14 protein-coding genes are annotated in these 16,934 nt (G+C 39.0%); 4 read left to right on the top strand and 10 right to left on the bottom strand.

Annotated features, from left to right (window positions below; all coding sequences use genetic code 11):
• Positions 1–18: 18 nt before the first annotated feature.
• From ACZ11_RS15655 to acsA, 7 genes are all read right to left on the bottom strand, one after another.
• Positions 19–312, bottom strand: coding sequence for a hypothetical protein (locus ACZ11_RS15655; protein ID WP_049667464.1), 294 nt, complete (start codon positions 310–312; stop codon positions 19–21).
• A gap of 226 nt (positions 313–538) precedes the next feature.
• On the bottom strand, positions 539–1,669 hold the full coding sequence (locus tag ACZ11_RS15650) for an acetylornithine transaminase (RefSeq protein WP_049667463.1): 1,131 nt from the start codon (positions 1,667–1,669) through the stop codon (positions 539–541).
• Positions 1,670–1,819: 150 nt separating this feature from the next.
• Positions 1,820–2,590, bottom strand: a complete 771-nt coding sequence (gene argB, locus ACZ11_RS15645; RefSeq protein ID WP_049667462.1) for an acetylglutamate kinase — start codon at positions 2,588–2,590, stop codon at positions 1,820–1,822.
• A complete protein-coding gene (gene argJ / locus ACZ11_RS15640) occupies positions 2,553–3,785 on the bottom strand; it encodes a bifunctional glutamate N-acetyltransferase/amino-acid acetyltransferase ArgJ (RefSeq protein WP_049667461.1) in 1,233 nt (410 codons plus the stop codon). Before argJ ends, argB begins: the two co-directional genes overlap by 38 nt.
• 61 nt (positions 3,786–3,846) lie before the next feature.
• A complete protein-coding gene (gene argC, locus ACZ11_RS15635; protein WP_049667460.1) occupies positions 3,847–4,881 on the bottom strand; it encodes an N-acetyl-gamma-glutamyl-phosphate reductase in 1,035 nt (344 codons plus the stop codon).
• A 324-nt stretch (positions 4,882–5,205) separates the two neighbouring features.
• Positions 5,206–5,751 (bottom strand): DUF7010 family protein, encoded by a 546-nt coding sequence (locus ACZ11_RS15630; protein ID WP_049667459.1) that lies wholly within the window; start codon positions 5,749–5,751, stop codon positions 5,206–5,208.
• Positions 5,752–6,171: 420 nt separating this feature from the next.
• The gene (acsA, locus tag ACZ11_RS15625; protein WP_403089431.1) at positions 6,172–7,899 is read right to left on the bottom strand and encodes an acetate--CoA ligase; all 1,728 of its coding nucleotides are present in this window, start codon (positions 7,897–7,899) and stop codon (positions 6,172–6,174) included.
• 349 nt (positions 7,900–8,248) lie between these two features.
• On the opposite strand from acsA, the gene ACZ11_RS15620 reads away from it, so the two are divergent.
• From ACZ11_RS15620 to ACZ11_RS15610, 3 genes are read left to right on the top strand one after another with little or no spacing between them, the layout of a single operon-like run.
• Positions 8,249–8,881 carry a GNAT family N-acetyltransferase gene (locus tag ACZ11_RS15620; protein ID WP_049667772.1) on the top strand — a complete coding sequence of 211 codons (633 nt, stop codon included), beginning with the start codon at positions 8,249–8,251 and terminating at the stop codon, positions 8,879–8,881.
• A 24-nt stretch (positions 8,882–8,905) separates the two neighbouring features.
• Complete coding sequence (locus tag ACZ11_RS15615) at positions 8,906–9,556, top strand: acetoin utilization AcuB family protein (RefSeq protein WP_049667458.1); 651 nt, start codon at positions 8,906–8,908, stop codon at positions 9,554–9,556.
• The gene (locus ACZ11_RS15610) at positions 9,553–10,713 is read left to right on the top strand and encodes an acetoin utilization protein AcuC (protein WP_049667457.1); all 1,161 of its coding nucleotides are present in this window, start codon (positions 9,553–9,555) and stop codon (positions 10,711–10,713) included. Before ACZ11_RS15615 ends, ACZ11_RS15610 begins: the two co-directional genes overlap by 4 nt.
• 149 nt (positions 10,714–10,862) lie before the next feature.
• On the opposite strand, the gene ccpA is transcribed toward ACZ11_RS15610, so the two are convergent.
• The gene (ccpA, locus tag ACZ11_RS15605) at positions 10,863–11,867 is read right to left on the bottom strand and encodes a catabolite control protein A (protein ID WP_049667456.1); all 1,005 of its coding nucleotides are present in this window, start codon (positions 11,865–11,867) and stop codon (positions 10,863–10,865) included.
• Between the two features lie 826 nt (positions 11,868–12,693).
• Positions 12,694–13,779, bottom strand: a complete 1,086-nt coding sequence (locus ACZ11_RS15600) for a bifunctional 3-deoxy-7-phosphoheptulonate synthase/chorismate mutase (RefSeq protein WP_049667455.1) — start codon at positions 13,777–13,779, stop codon at positions 12,694–12,696.
• A gap of 172 nt (positions 13,780–13,951) precedes the next feature.
• Between ACZ11_RS15600 and ACZ11_RS15595 the strand changes: the two genes are divergently transcribed.
• Positions 13,952–16,117 carry a cell division FtsA domain-containing protein gene (locus ACZ11_RS15595; RefSeq protein ID WP_049667454.1) on the top strand — a complete coding sequence of 722 codons (2,166 nt, stop codon included), beginning with the start codon at positions 13,952–13,954 and terminating at the stop codon, positions 16,115–16,117.
• A gap of 221 nt (positions 16,118–16,338) precedes the next feature.
• On the opposite strand, the gene ACZ11_RS15590 is transcribed toward ACZ11_RS15595, so the two are convergent.
• Complete coding sequence (locus ACZ11_RS15590; protein WP_049667453.1) at positions 16,339–16,839, bottom strand: YtxH domain-containing protein; 501 nt, start codon at positions 16,837–16,839, stop codon at positions 16,339–16,341.
• Positions 16,840–16,934 lie beyond the last annotated feature (95 nt).

Here is a 16,934-nt window from a genome sequence, read left to right as displayed (position 1 = left end):
TCTTCACCAATCGGATATTTACGGGCAGTTAGCCTCCACTAATTTCTTTGTTCTCATTGAATTTAAAGCGGGGGGGACCTGACGCTTCTCTTTTGATACAGATAAATTACTGCCCGTTAATGCGGGATAAAATTTTACTAAACTACCCAATGGTTTGCGGATGGCATTTGTTAAAACGTAAACCATGTAAGTTGATTGGAGTGGAGGCTGGGCGACTACTTGGGGATCAGTAATAGAGGAACGAAGGCTAAAAACATCACATCCTGTGATAACGCCTTCGTGACCAACATCGTGTTGGCCCAAGCGGCTCATCGGACGCCCCCAGGAAGCTCTGCTCTGCGCGAAAGCAAAGCGACAGCTACAAATGTTTTATCTGTGCGAAAGCGAAGCGTCAGCAACAAAGCGCCCAGCCGGAACGGAAATCAACCACACGTTATGGTGATAAGTCTTTTTTGATTGGCTATTAAAAATCTGCTAGACTTCTCGCAAAAGAAAGTCTAGCAGATTCATTTTTTATCGTATTTAATTTGACCTGACACTATAACAGTATCGTTTTTAAAATCGTAATTGCCTCATCTATTTCCTCTTTTGAAACTGTTAATGGCGGTAGTAGACGAATAACGTTTGGTCCTGCTCCTACTAACAATAAGCCGTTTTCCTCTGCCGCAGCTATATACGAAGCTACCTCAGTATCACCACAGCCAATGCCAAGAAGTAAGCCCTGACCCTGTACCGTATACGTAGAAGGTAGATTTTCTTTCAACTGCTTAACAAAATACGAGGATAGCTCCTGTACATTTTGTAAAAAAGCAGGTTCAAAAACATGATTAAGCACGGTTTCAGCAACACTCATCGCAAGTGGGTTCCCGCCGAATGTTGTACCATGTGTGCCAGGACTAAATGTATCATATAACTCGGCTGTTCCAAGCATCCCACCGACTGGGAATCCACCACCTAGCCCTTTTGCCAATGTCACGATATTTGGCTTTAAAATCGTTTGCTCATAAGCAAATCTTGTTCCTGTCCGTCCAATACCTGTTTGAACTTCATCGATAATTAGTAATATTCCTTTGTCTTCACAGGCTTTAGCGATTGCTGCTGCGAATTCTGGTGATACACTGTTAACACCGCCCTCACCTTGAATCATTTCCAGCATAATTGCTGCGACAGAATCATCAATCGTTACTTCAAGTGATGCCACATCATTAAAAGGAAGAATCGTAAATTTTTCAACAAGTGGTCCGAAGCCATTATGTACCTTGCCCTGACCTGTTGCGGACATCGCTCCGAAAGTTCGCCCATGAAAGGATTTTTCAAAAGTAATAATATGATTTTTCCCTGTATGCTTACGTGCAAGTTTGATGGCCGCTTCATTTGCTTCCGCCCCACTATTACAGAAAAATGCATGAGAAAAATGTGTATCTGCTATTAATTTTTGCGCAACCTTCTCCTGACCGGGAATATCAAATAAATTAGAAATATGCCAAAGCTTTTGACTTTGGTCTTGAATTGCCTTCACGACTGCCGGATGTGCATGACCAAGACTCACTACAGCGATTCCACTTGTAAAATCTAAATATTTTTTCCCAGTCGAATCTTCTACAACAGTTCCTTGCCCTTTGACAATTTGGGCGCGGCGTTTACCATAGTTTCCAAATAAAGCACTCATTTTATCAACTCCTCAAAGTAAACCTTAAATCTTCTTTTCTAAACAACTATATTGCTACTTCTATGCCATTAGAACGGTCACTCTTATCTATAAAGCAGAATGACTTTTACTGAGGGAGAATGAAATGAAACTTTAATCATTTTGGTTTCTTCATCCCTCGGATAAAATCGTCGTGCCTACTAAGGATTCCCCAACGATTTGTACTGATGGAATACCTGCACTTAAGCATTCGAGAGCTCCTTGAACTTTTGGTATCATCCCACCATAAATATGCCCCTCCTCAATCCATTGATTGATAAAGAAAGGTGTTGCTTTCAATTGATACTCTTCGTTAATTCGAATACCACTTACATCCGTTACAAGTATTAAGCTATCTGCATCTATAGCTAGTGCTATTTCACTCGCTACTGTATCTCCATTAATATTTAATGCCTGACCATGTTCATCTGATCCAACACAGGCAATAACCGGTACAACCCCCGCACTAATTATTGCTTCTAGCAAAGATGTATTGACGGTTTTCACTTCACCAACAAAACCGTATACATCTTTATCTAGATAATCCGCTATAATTAACTGACCATCGAAGCCGTTTAATCCAATTGCAGCAATGCCAGCTGTTGTTAATTCATGAACAAGCGCAGGATTGACCTTTCCTATTAGCGTTGATTGTACAATATCAATTGCTGCTTCGCTTGTGACACGAATACCGTTTAAAGCATGTGATTCTATCCCGCGCACCGCAAGTTCACGGTTAATAGCTGGGCCACCACCATGGGTAATAATAAGCTCTATACCGCTTTCTTGGAGTTTTTTAAAATTCTCAAAAAACGACTCATTTAAGCCCTCTAGCGTACTTCCACCAAGCTTAATGACCATTCGTTTACGAGCGGTATGAGGCATTGATTTGAACGTAGTCATAAGTTAGATCACATCCCCAAGCATGCCCCTTGCCTTCCCCAATACCAAGTGACACATAGATTTTCACTTCATGCATTTTTAAAATTCGAATTAGCCCATCCTCCGAAAATGGAACTGGCTCACCGTTTTCAACCATAGTTACACCGCCAATTTGGATCGTAATTTTTTCTGGATCAACTGTTGCGCCACTATAGCCTACAGCGGCAATAATACGTCCCCAGTTTGCATCACAGCCAAATACTGCCGTTTTCACAAGCGGTGAACCAACTACTGTTTTAGCAATTTTGCGTCCTTCTTCATCCGAAAATGCCCCTTCAACTTCAACCTCAATCAGCTTCGTTGCACCCTCACCATCTTTGGCAATCATTTTTGCTAAGTCTTCAGCTACAGTTTTTAAAGTATAGTAGAAGTTTTGCCAATCTGGATGGTCAGGAGTTAAAGCTACATTTCCAGCTAAGCCGTTTGCCATGACAACTACTGTGTCATTCGTAGATGTATCTCCATCCACTGTAATTGCATTAAAAGTCATATTTGTTATATCAGATAATGTAGCTTGTAGGACATCTGATTCAACATTTGCATCCGTCGTAATAAAACCTAGCATCGTTGCCATATTTGGTTCAATCATACCTGAACCTTTTGCAACACCAGCGATAATAACCTCTTTGCCATCCACAAGAGTACTGTAACTTGTGTTTTTCATAACCGTATCTGTTGTCATAATAGCTTGAGCAAAATCAATAGCACTTTCTAAATTATCCTTTGGCTCTAACTGATTAATCCCATTTTCTACCGGCTCCATATTCATAATTTCACCGATAACACCCGTTGAGCAAACACCTACTAAATTTGCCTCAATACCAAGCTTTTCTGCCATGAGGACCTGCATTGTTTGTGCATCCTTCGCCCCTTGCTTCCCTGTACATGCATTAGCATTTCCGGAGTTGACAATCATCGCCTGCATTTTCTTCGTAGTGTACACAACTTCTTTCGTTACTTTTAATGGTGCTGCCTGCACAGCGTTCGTTGTAAAGACACCTGCTACACTTGCGGGTACTTCACTGACTAACACAGCTAAATCTTTTTTCTTATGCTTTAAACCACAATGTAAGCCTGCAGCTTTAAAGCCCTTTGGTGAAACAATATTTTTACTTGATAATTTCTTCATAATACTTGCGGATGCTAATAATGTCATAAAATCTTTCCTCCTTAGTTAATCAATTTTCCTTGGCATATAAGATTAGCTGACTCTCTGCTTAAATAAAGAACGGAACGACATCTAATCCTGTCGTTTGTGGTAAATCAAATTGAACGTTCATATTTTGAATGGCTTGCCCTGCAGCCCCTTTAACTAAATTATCGATGACGCCAACAATTGTGGCACGATTCGTACGGCTATCAACTTTCACTAAAATATCGCAATAGTTAGAACCTTTAACGCGGTTTGTTCCTAGACTATTTACATCTGTAACAATCCGTACAAACGGATGCTTTTCATAGGCATTCTGTAAACAAGCTACTAGCTGCTGCTCTGTAACACCAGACATAACAGGCGCATATGAGGTAGATAAAATCCCTCTAGTCATTGGTACTAAATGAGTATTAAAAGAAATGGTTGTATCAATTCCCGCAAACATTGAAATGGCCTGCTCGATTTCTGGTATATGCTGATGTGTATTCGTTTTATAGATCGAAAAGCTTTCGTTTGCCTCACTAAAATGCGTAGTTTGCGATGGTTTATTTCCAGCTCCTGAAATCCCACTTTTCGCATCAATCACTAAAAAGCTCGCATCAATCAATCGTTCTTTTAGCAATGGTAACAGCGAAAGTAAAACAGCTGTTGGATAGCACCCTGGATTTGCGATAAGAGGAGCATGTTGAACATTTTCTGCATTCCATTCAGTTAAGCCATATACACTTTGTTGAATAAATTCTAATGGTGCCGCTTTTTTACCGTACCATGTTTCATAGCTCGCGGGATCTTGTAAACGGAAGTCACCAGATAAATCAATTAATTTAGGACCTTTGCCTACCAATGGAGGTAATAGTTCACTTGTCACCCCTGAAGGCGTACTTGTAAAAACAACATCAAATTTCTCTAAAGCCCCATAATCAATTTTTTGTAAAGGTATATCGGCAATATTAACGAGATGACCAAACTTAGAAGAAAAAATTACACCTTCTTCTGAGGATGTGAATAAATCAATCCGCTCTACCGCTTTATGATTATGTAAAAATCGAATAAGCTCTAACCCGCCATATCCGGTTGCACCAACAATTCCTACTTTCAATGCACTCACCTCTGAAATAAGTTAAAATTAGTATACGTCTGCATTTTTATTAAGTCAAATGAATTTTTATTTATATTTAAACTTTTCTAAATCTTCGCTGATTATCACCATAACGTGGGATTGATTTCCGTTCCGACCGTCAAAAAAGCTGCTGAATTGAATAAAAAAATGGGAAGAGGAATCAAAGATGCTATTTGCAACGCTGGATACACGCATATGATGAGGTACTTTGAATTCATGGAAGTTGAGTTTCAAGAGTAATAGAAAGAAACGGTGTAGTAGATATAGTTTCTTCTATAAAAAAAATCACTTAATAATAGGTGATTAAACAAGACTGACTTTGAGTTCTCTTAGAATTAGAAGAACACCAATTCCATACACAATAGAAATTGCTAAAGGTACAAGAGTGAAAGCTTGATCAACAAGGAAGCCACCTAAGATTAGAGCAGAAAGACAGGTTCCTAAAGTAACAAATAAATAAGCTTTGCTTTTATAAATCCATATGTAAGGCAGAAAATGAGAGCCTGCAAGTAAACCAATTGTGAAGGGCAAGTATTCAGGTATTTTCATATATACAATTATAAATACAGGTATATAAAAAGCTTGAGGAGCTGCTACTATTCCTCCCAAAGTACCTAAAGGGTTGTCAGTAGAGAATAAATTAACTCCAAGAATTTTACTAATGAAAATTCCTATAGGAAAAATGACACCTAAACCAAATATCCAAATTAAACGTACAGCCTCTATTGGGAAAACTAAGGGCATTAGGGTGAAAATTAAAAAGACAACGGCGCCAGAAAGCAAAATGGGATACCCTTTTTTTACTTCAAATATAATTTCTTTTTGTAAATTTTCAAGTGTTTTATTCATTAAAGCACCCCCTTTAAAAATATCGGTAAAATACTTCTATAACATACCATTTTTATTACACTTCTACCATATATGATTCAATAATGGAATTTTTTTGCGATAGCATTATTGAAGGCTATGGAGAGATTGCATAGGAAGGGCAATTTAATTACTGCACATTTTGAGTAAAATAATAAATAAGGTGATCCACTACTTATTACGAATATCCAAAAATTTATGAGAAATCATATTTAAACTAACTGAGTGCTTTAGTTAAAAATTCGGTTTGTGAAATATCAAAACAAAAAGACAAAGTTCATTCTCTACACATTTTGTAGATAAAATCTGCCTTTATGTTTTAATAAATTAGAAAACAGCCTTCAATAAAGAAAGCAGGAATTTTTCGTCGACCGAATAAATTCCTGCTTCTTATGCTACAAATCAATCTTCCATCGTTGATAAATCCCCAGTTGGTAAATTTAGCTCCCATGCCTTTAACACACGACGCATAATCTTACCACTACGTGTTTTAGGTAGCTTATCCTTAAATTCGATTTCACGAGGTGCTGCGTGTGCAGATAAGCCCTTCTTTACAAAATTACGAATATCCTCAACCAATGCATCTGAAGGTTCAACACCCTCACGTAATGATACAAAGGCTTTAATAATTTCACCTCGTACAGGATCCGGCTTTCCGATCACCCCTGCCTCGACTATATCAGGATGCTCGAGTATCTTACTTTCTACCTCGAAAGGACCTACCCGCTCACCAGCCGTCATAATAACATCATCTACACGCCCTTGGAACCAAAAGTAACCATCATCATCCATATAGGCAGAGTCCCCAGACACATACCATTCACCTTTTAAGAAATAAGATTCATAACGCTCTGGATTTCCCCAAATTTGACTCATCATTGCAGGCCAACCACGTCGAATTGCTAAATTTCCCATTGTAAAAGGTGGTACTTCATTGCCTGCATCATCAACAATCGTCGCATGAATACCTGGTAATGGTTTTCCCATTGACCCTGGCTTAATATCCATAGAAGGATAGTTACAAATCATATGGGCACCTGTTTCTGTCATCCACCATGTATCATGAATACGGTGTCCTAGCTCATCAATCCCCCAACGAATTACCTCTGGATTTAACGGCTCACCAACAGATAAAATGTGACGTAACGAAGTTAGATCATAGTTCTCAAGCACACCACTACCAGCACCCATTAACATTCTGAAAGCAGTTGGTGCACTATACCATACTGTTACACTATAGTCCTCAATTGCTTGGTACCAAGCTTGTGGTGAAAATCTCCCGCCAACAATTAGCATTGTGACACCATTTAACCATGGACCAAAAATGCCATATGCTGTGCCTGTTATCCATCCTGGATCGGCCGTACACCAGTAAATATCGTCTTCACGCAAATCTAATACCCATTGCGTTGATTGATATTGTTGAAGCATTGCATTATGAACATGCAATACGCCCTTTGGTGCTCCAGTTGATCCAGAAGTATAATGAAGAATCATACCATCCTCTCTGTCCACCCATTCAATATCAAATTGAGAAGATGCTTCTTTCAAGCATCTATTAAAATCTAAAGTTTGTGGTGTTTCCTCTATATCTGATCCCACTAAAAAGACGTGCTGCAAATGCGGTAGCTTTGCTAAAGGTACACGTTCAAGCAACTCGGGTGTTGTCACTAATACTTTAGCTTCACTATCTGCAAGTCTGTCATAAACAGCACCTTCCATAAATGCCTCAAATAATGGGCCTACAATAACACCCATTTTCAATGCGCCCAATAATGAAAAATAAAGCTCAGGTGAACGCGGCATGAAAATAAATAATCGATCACCTTTTTCTAAATTTGTTGCTGCCTTAAAAACATTTGCGGCTTTATTCGTCAGTTTTTTCATTTCATTGAAAGAATAAGCCTCTTTACGCTTTCCATCATTAAAATAAAGTGCAACTTTGTTTTTTCGATGCGTTTCTGTATGACGATCAATTGCCTCATATGCCATATTCACAAGCCCTGTTTCATACCAACTAAATCCCTTTTCTGTCTCTGCCCAATCATGTGTTGCCGCAGCTTTCTCATAATCAGGCAAATTATATTGCCCCGGTAAAGCATTCAACTTCTCCAACATTTTCATCCCCATGAAACTACCCCTCTCTTTGTTATCGCCTTAGTACATTAGTAAGCAAATTTCAAATCGTCGTCGTAATTTCATTAATTCCCCCTTCAAAATCCGCCACCTTCTCCAAAGACAACTACGTTATGTAGCACTTGTTATATAACAGTTAAGATAGTGTTGAATTAGTGAATTCTTATTCACACTACATTCATCTGTTAAATAACAGGTGCGGTATAAATATATTTTACACGAATCCACCATAAATGTCTTAATATTTTCACTTTTCCAAAAACGCAGGTATATTTTGCAAAAGATAGCGTTTTTCCGCAGGAAATCAGCTATAATGGAATTATTAAACTCAGGTGGTGTAATCATGGAACATAAAAAAACTTTTTTTTCTGTTACAAAGGAAACTAAGCATGGTACTGTGTATGTGGAAGGACCTGTTCCTCCAGAAAAATTAGCTACATATTCATTCCACGAAGGCTTGGTTGCTTTTAGACCTCCAAAGCAACAGCAGCAAGCCATTATAGAAATTGCAGGACTTCCTGAAGGACGAATTATTATTATTCGAAATGAAAACATTATTGTAGGCTACGTCACTTATCTTTATCCCGATCCACTCGAACGATGGGCGGAAGATCGAATTGATAACATGATTGAGCTAGGTGCTATTGAAGTCGTTCCAGACTATCGGGGTACAGGTGCTGGTAAGGCACTACTAGCTGTGTCTTTTATGGGAGATGAAATGGAAGACTATCTTGTTATCACTACCGAATATTATTGGCATTGGGACTTGAAAGGGACTGGTTTAAATGTTTGGGATTATCGCAAAATGATGGAGAAAATGATGGGCTCTGCCAACTTCGAATATTTTGCTACAGATGATCCTGAAATTACATCACATCCTGCTAACTGCCTGATGGCACGTGAAGGAAAACGCGTGCCTCCTGAGACTATGGAAAGATTTGATAGACTTCGCTTTAGAAATCGCTTCATGTATTAAAACCAACACAAAGGGGATGAGTATATGATCGTAGAAGAAATTATGAATGATGAGCCCTACACGCTGGCTCCTACAAATACAGTGGTTGAAGCGCTAAAGTTAATGCGTGAGAAAAAAGTACGTCATTTACCAGTTGTAGATGAGGAGTATCATGTTCTTGGGGTAATCACTGAAAGAGATATAAAAGAGGCTTTGCCTTCCTCGTTACGGGATGAGCCTAATACTCCAGTTTTTAATGCAAAAGTAGAAGAGATTATGGTTAAAAATCCACTTGTCGGTCACCCACTTGATTTCGTAGAAGAAGTAGCTCTTACTTTTTATGAATCTAGAGTAGGCTGTTTACCGATTGTCTCTGGAGGGAAATTAGTTGGGATAGTAACTACCACAGATTTACTCTATACGTACATAGAGTTAACTGGTGCCACTGAACCTGGCTCAAAAATTGAAATTCGTGTATCCGATACGCCAGGAATATTATTTGAGATTACTAAAATTTTTCATGAACATCATGCAAATGTCCAAAGCGTCTTAGTTTATCCTGACTCTGAAAATACGCAAAACAAAATTTTAAGTATTCGAGTAAAAACTCTGAATCCACTAGCTATGATTGAAGAGCTTCGTAAAGAGGGCTTTGATGTATTATGGCCTAATTTACCCGGTGTTTCATTACAATGAAAAAAGCAGTATTTGTGTACTCGCCAGAGCAACTCGGATATAAATTTTCAGATACCCATCCTTTCAATCATAAACGCTTGACGCTTACAATGGATTTGTTAAAGAATATTGATGCTCTTGATGATTTGGACATCGTTCCGGCTCGTGTCGCAACAGAGGAGGAGCTTTTACTTGCACATGACCCAAAATATATTGATATCGTTAAAAGAGCAGGGCATGGTGAGCTTTCAGAGGCACAATGTGAAAGCTACGGCATAGGCACCGAAGATACACCCATTTTTGAAAATATGCACGAAGCAAGTGCACAGCTTGTTGGCGGAACGTTAACAGCTGTCGATTATGTTATGGAAGGAAAAGCCGAGCACGCCCTCAATTTAGGTGGAGGGCTACATCACGGCTTCCGTGGCCGTGCCTCAGGTTTTTGTATTTATAACGATAGTACAGTAGCTATTCGCTATTTGCAGGAAAAATACAATGCTCGTGTACTTTATGTAGATACCGATGCCCATCATGGGGATGGGGTGCAATGGAGTTTTTATGAAGATCCAGATGTTTGTACATTGTCTATTCATGAAACAGGACGCTATCTTTTCCCTGGAACTGGTAATATTACGGAACGCGGAAATGGACAGGGCTACGGCACTTCTTTTAATTTCCCAATTGATGCTTTTACAGAAGATGAGAGTTTCCTAGAAATATATGAAAAGGCGATGCGAGAAGTCTTTGAATTTTTCAAGCCGGATGTTGTGCTAACACAAAACGGCGCAGATGCACATTATTTTGACCCATTAACACATTTATATGGAACAATGAACATTTATAGAGAAATCCCAAAGCTTGCGCATAAATTAGCACATGAATATTGTGGGGGGAAATGGATTGCCGTTGGCGGTGGTGGCTACGATATTTGGCGTGTTGTGCCTCGTGCATGGTCTATGCTATGGCTTGAAATGACAGATCAGCTATTACCGACAGGACCTCTACCTCAAGCATGGTTAGATCGTTGGCAGCCTGAAGCACCAGTGCCTTTTATCCCAACTTGGGGGGATCCAAATCCATTGTATGAGCCCATACCTCGAAAGGCTGAGATTGAAGAAAAAAACGCGCAAATGTTAACCAAAGCGCTTCATATTATTCGCAATGAAAAACACATTTAACACTATGCCTCACGACAATCGTGAGGCTTTTTAATTTTACCTTAGTCCTCTATCAGTCATTCTTGGCGTTCTATCCATCGCTTTCACCTTTCATTTACGTCTATAAAAAAACACGCAAATCCATTATCAGATTTACGTGTTAAATACTGTTATTTACTTTTGACAGATTGTCGATGTTCAATACGATGCGGTAAAATAACCGCTTCGTCCTCAACAGGCTCTTTGTTCATCAATTTTGTCAGCAAGCGCATTGCGACAGCTCCGATATCGTACAGTGGTAATGCGACACTTGTTAGCTGTGGGCGAACCATGCGGGCTAATTTTGAATTTTCAAAGCTGATCACTTCGATATCCTCAGGTACATCTTTGCCTGCATCCTGCGCACCATGAATCAATCCAATTGCTAATTCATCACTACCTGCAAAATACGCAGTTGGTGGATTTTCAAGTGAGGATAATGTTTCCCAAGCCTCTAAGCCCATATCATAGCTCGATTCTTCTGCAGCGATTAGTGATTCATCTATAGGTAAACCTGCGTCTTGTAAGGCTTTTTTATAAGCTTCAAGTTTGAATTTTCCATTAATAGTATAAGTAAGCGGACCTGTTACGAAAGCGATTCGCTTATGGCCATTTTGAATGAGTAATGTAATCGCCTCATAAGCCGCTTGGTAATAATCAATGTTTACAGTCGCAATTGTTTGCGATTCATCTACTGAACCTGCAAGCACAATTGGTACAGGTGAATGATCCATAGTTTGTTGCATTTTTTCAGTTACTTCATCACTCATCATAACAATACCGTCAACCTGTTTTCCTAGCATTGTATCCAGTAGCTGAAGCTCTTTATCTTCATGTTGATCTGAGTTGGCTAAAATAATATTGTAACGATACATTGTTGCAATATCCTCTACACCACGTGCCAGCTCCGCATAAACATTGTTTGCAATATCCGGGATAATCACGCCAACTGTTGTTGTTTTCTTACTTGCTAATCCACGCGCTACTGCGTTAGGACGATACTCTAATCGTTCAATTACTTCTAATACTTTTTTTCGTGTTGCTGGTTTTACGTTTTGATTACCATTGACTACACGAGAGACCGTTGCCATAGAAACATTTGCTTCTCTTGCAACATCATAAATTGTAACAGTCATCGTACGTGCCTCCCTTTTTCCTTTTATAGCCTTATCATACGATAATTTTCATATTCTTTTCAAGAAGCAGTATGTACATTAAAAGAAAAACCAAGTACAAATAGTACTTTTCTAGTCATTATTTTGTCAATATATATATAAACACCGCCTGCCGATTAAAGCAAGCGGTGTTTATCAACATATCAATTATACCCCGGCATAATTCCGTGACATCCGCCGGAGGCTTTGGGCCAACACGATGTTGGTCACTCAGTCGTGTGTTGTTGCTTTCGCACAGAAAGAAAACCTGTTGTTGTTGCTTTCGCTGCGCTTTCGCACAGATAAATTGCCACAGGACGTGGCGTTCTTAGACTGAGTTCCTCTATTTCAGCGGTGTTTGGACACCCACTGAAAAGTAACTTAAATCTGCATTCATCTCACCACCTATAGAAGTGGGAGACTTCTGTACCTAACGCTCCGCTTTCGGTACAAAAGTAATTTGTAACTGCCGTTTCACTTACGTTACGTTACATAAAACATCTGTAGCTGACGCTTGGCTTTCGCTACAGAAAACATTTGTTGCTGTCGCTTCGCTTTCGCACAGATAAATTGCCACAGGACATGGCGTTCTTAGACTGAGTTCCTCTATGTCAGCGGTGTTTGGACACCCACTGACAAGTAACTTAAATCTGCCTTCATCTCACCACCTATAGAAGTGGGAGACTTCTGTACCTAACGCTACGCTTTCGGTACAAAAGTGATTTGTAACTGCCGTTTCACTTACGTTACATAAAACATCTGTAGCTGACGCTTTGCTTTCGCTACAGAAAATAATTGCTGAAAGAAGTTATGCATTAATTTCATGGCTCTTCATGAAATTTTGTAGTGTTTGGTAGAAAGCATCAAATGTTGGAATATCCATTTGTTGTTGTGAATCAGAAAGTGCTACAGATGGATCTGGATGCACTTCTGCCATGACGCCATCAGCACCAATAGCAATTGCTGCCTTAGCACATGGTAATAGTAAATCACGACGACCTGTTGAATGCGTTACGTCTACAAATACTGGTAAATGTGTTTCTTGTTTTAAAATTGGTACAGCAGAAATATCTAATGTGTTACGAGTTGCTTTTTCGTAAGTACGAATACCACGCTCACAAAGAATGATGTTCTCATTTCCTTTAGACATAATGTATTCTGCTGCGTGAATGAATTCATCAATTGTCGCTGCTAAGCCTCGTTTTAAAAGTACAGGTTTATTTGTTGCACCCGCTGCTTTTAATAATTCAAAGTTTTGCATATTACGCGCACCAATTTGGATAACATCGATGTAATCTAAAGCTTCCTCTAAATGACCTGGTGTAACGATTTCTGTAATAACTCCTAAACCGTATTCCTCGGACACACGTTTTAAAATCTTAAGTCCTTCTAATCCAAGACCTTGGAAGTCATATGGAGAGGTACGTGGTTTATATGCACCACCACGAATTAACTTTTCACCTTTTGCTTTAATAGATGCTGCTACTGCTGCTACTTGCTCGTATGATTCTACTGCACAAGGTCCAAATACGAAAGATGGTTTTCCTTGGCCAATTAGCTCACCATTCACATTAATGACAGTATCTTCTGATTTTTTCTTGCGAGAAACAAGTAATTCTTTTTTCTTATCCGCTTCAAGTTGTTTTAAAGCTGTTTTAAAGATTTGCTTAAATATATAATCAACCGTCATTTGGTTTAATGGACCTTGATTGTGTTCTTTAATAAGATCAAGCATGTGTCGTTCACGTAGTGGATCATAGCGATTCACACCTTGTTTTTCTTTAATCTTACCTATTTCATCAACTACTGCTGCACGTTCGTTAATTAGACGAAGAATTTCTAAGTTTAAATCGTCTATTTGACTACGTAAGCTTTCTAAACCTTTTTGGCTCATGTTTCTTGCTCCTCTCCTCATGACAGACACTTTCAGAACTCTGAAATGTATGTTACATTTTTAGATATTAGCAACATTATAATCAATGTTGCACAGAATGTCACGCATTTTTAATTTAGCGCTTCAACTCGCTAAATTATATTAACATATAACGAGAAAGGAAGCGAGTATATTGAGTTCAAAATTATTTGCACTTGATATTGGTACACGTTCTGTAGTAGGCATTATTTTAGCTGAAGATAATGACCGCTTTCACGTGGAAGACATCTTAGTAAAAGAACATAAAGAACGCGCCATGGTTGATGGTCAAATACATAATGTCATGTATGTGGCAGATTTAATTAATGAAATTAAACACGAACTTGAAGAGAAGCACGGTCCTTTAACAAAAGTGAGCGTCGCTGCGGCTGGTCGTTCATTGAAAACAGAACAAGCAAGCGTGACGATCAATATACGTAATCGACCAATCTTTACAGAAGAAGATATAAGTCGTTTAGAACTACAAGCTGTTCAACAGGCACAGCAACAGCTCCTTCAACACAAAGAAGAAGCAAAAATAAGCCACTATTATTGTGTTGGTTATTCAGTTTTATACTACCGTTTAGATGGCGAAGAAATTGGTAGCCTACTCGATCAGCAAGGTGATGAAGCACAAATTGAAGTTATTGCTACGTTCTTGCCACGAGTTGTAGTAGAATCACTTATCGCGGCTCTTAAACGTGCGAATTTAGAGATGGATGCACTAACATTAGAACCTATTGCGGCTATTAATGTACTTATCCCTCCAACAATGCGTCGTTTAAATGTGGCGCTTGTTGATATTGGTGCTGGTACATCTGATATTGCCATTACCGATAAAAGCACTGTTGTCGCATATGGCATGGTACCAACAGCTGGTGATGAAATAACAGAGGCTTTAAGTGACCACTACTTACTCGACTTCCCTGTTGCCGAAGATGCGAAGCGTCAACTGCAAACAGAAGAAGACGTTTTAATTCAGGATATTTTAGGCTTCGATCAATATTATCCGAAACAAGAGGTTCTTCAAGCCATCGAGCCTGCTGTTAAGCAACTTGCAAAAGCCATTGGGGAAGAAATTTTACGCCTCAATAATCAGACAGCTCCTAAGGCGGTAATGCTTGTCGGTGGAGGTAGCTTAACACCAAATCTTACAGCTGAGCTTGGACTAGTACTAGAATTACCTGCTAATCGCATTGCCGTTCGAGGGATCGATGCCATTCAGAACTTAACGAGGGAAGATCATATTAAAGCATCTCCTGAATTGGTAACACCCATCGGTATCGCCATCGCAGCAAAAAAAATGCCTATTCAATATATGAGTTTAACTGTCAATGAACAAGTAGTTCGCCTTTTTGAATTAAAAGAAATGACCGTTGCAGATGCATTTTTAGCAGCCAATATTCGAGCAAAGCAGTTATATGGAAAACCGGGCCATGGATTATCAGTGAATGTTAATGGACAAGATATTTTCATCCCTGGTGGCCACGGTCAACCTGCAGAAATTTTAGTAAATGGTCATCAGGCTTCCACAAAAACGATGATTAAAACAGGCGATGCCATCCAGCTAATTGAAGGCCAAGACGGTCAGCCAGCTAATGCTACGTTAAGAGATATTGTAGATGATGCTGCCATTAAAACAGTTTCAATTCAACATACAAAATATGTAATTGAACCACAAATAACTGTTAATGGTTCTCCTGCATCACTCGATAGTGCATTAAATGATCGAGATGTTGTGATGTTTGAAATAGCTGTAACAGTCGAGGACGTATTTAAGCTCACAAATAATTGGGAGTTAATAAAACAATTTGAGTCATTTTATATTCAAGTGGATGGAAAACCACTTTATTTACCAGAGTTTTCAGCTCATTTAATGATTAATGGTAAACCATCTAAAATGTCATATGCTGTCCAAAATGGTGATGATATTACATTTCAGCAACAAACATTCCCTACCGTTCAACTGATTGCTGACCAAATGAATGTTTTACTTGAGGATAAAATCATCATACACTTTCAAAACGAGGTGTTAGAGCTGAAGAAAATGGCCAACGAAGTCCTCATTAATCATGTAGTGGTATCACCTCTTTCAACTGTTCCAAATGGAGCAATAATTTCATTTAAAGAAAAAGACCGAAGTCGTTGGATATACCAGGATGTGTTCCGCTTCTCTAATTGGCAACTACCTACTACATTTAAAGGTAATTTTACAATTTTACGAAATGGTCAACCGGCAAGCTTCGATATGGAGATATTCGGCGGGGATAAATTAGAGATTTTACTAGAAAAAGCACCTATATCTGAACAAATGCGCTAAAGCGCTCGTTTACATCCGACAAGCGCTGGAGAGCCCGAAGCAAAAGTAAACGCTCCACCACTTTTGCCCGAGGGATCGAAGCGACCTCGAGGATGTAGCGTTTTAGCCTAGACGACGACTTTGCTCTAGTTTATCCACAGGCAAAAAATCCATAGTTTCCTTAACAATAAAAAAGGGATACGTTACATCTTTGATAAGATGTAACGTATCCCTTTTATCTATTATGCGCGAACTTCTTCGCTTTTTTCTTCAGCTTGTCCCTTTTCTTCACTAGCATCCTCTGCTTTAGGTTCTTCACTAGGGATGAAATCCTCCAGTGGTTCTTCACCCTCAAAAGAAACAGTACCATCGTCAAAAACAGTTGGTGCTTTTGCTGATTTTAATGTTTTTACTTTCTCTACTAATTGTGTAGATTGTTCTTGAATTTGTTTAGATAATTGAACCGTTTTATCTTTAGCAGTTGTCGAGAAATCTGCACTCTTATCTTTTAAGTTAACAGCTTGTACTGCTACATCGCTACGTAAATCTTTTCCTGATTTTGGAGCTAGTAATAAGCCTGCAGCTGCACCTACTATACCCCCAACTAATGCGCCAATAACAAAATCCTTCATGTTCACTCGCTCCTCTTCATAGATCGACTCTTGCGGATGATAAAGCTGTGGCAATGAACTTTCGATTTGTTGTTCCTTCACTTCATTATAATTTGGCTTTTGAGTTGTCATGCAACAATTCCTCCCCATCTTATTATCTAATTTGCTTAGACTGGTTGTCCATCTGCTTTCGCGGATGCATTCTTCAACATATGCTTAAGACTTTA

Source organism: Lysinibacillus xylanilyticus, from assembly GCF_001183605.1.
Taxonomy (GTDB): Bacteria; Bacillota; Bacilli; order Bacillales_A; family Planococcaceae; genus Lysinibacillus; species Lysinibacillus xylanilyticus.
The sequence above is the reverse complement of the archived record's forward strand: the minus strand, read 5'-3'. Positions and strand labels throughout refer to the sequence as shown.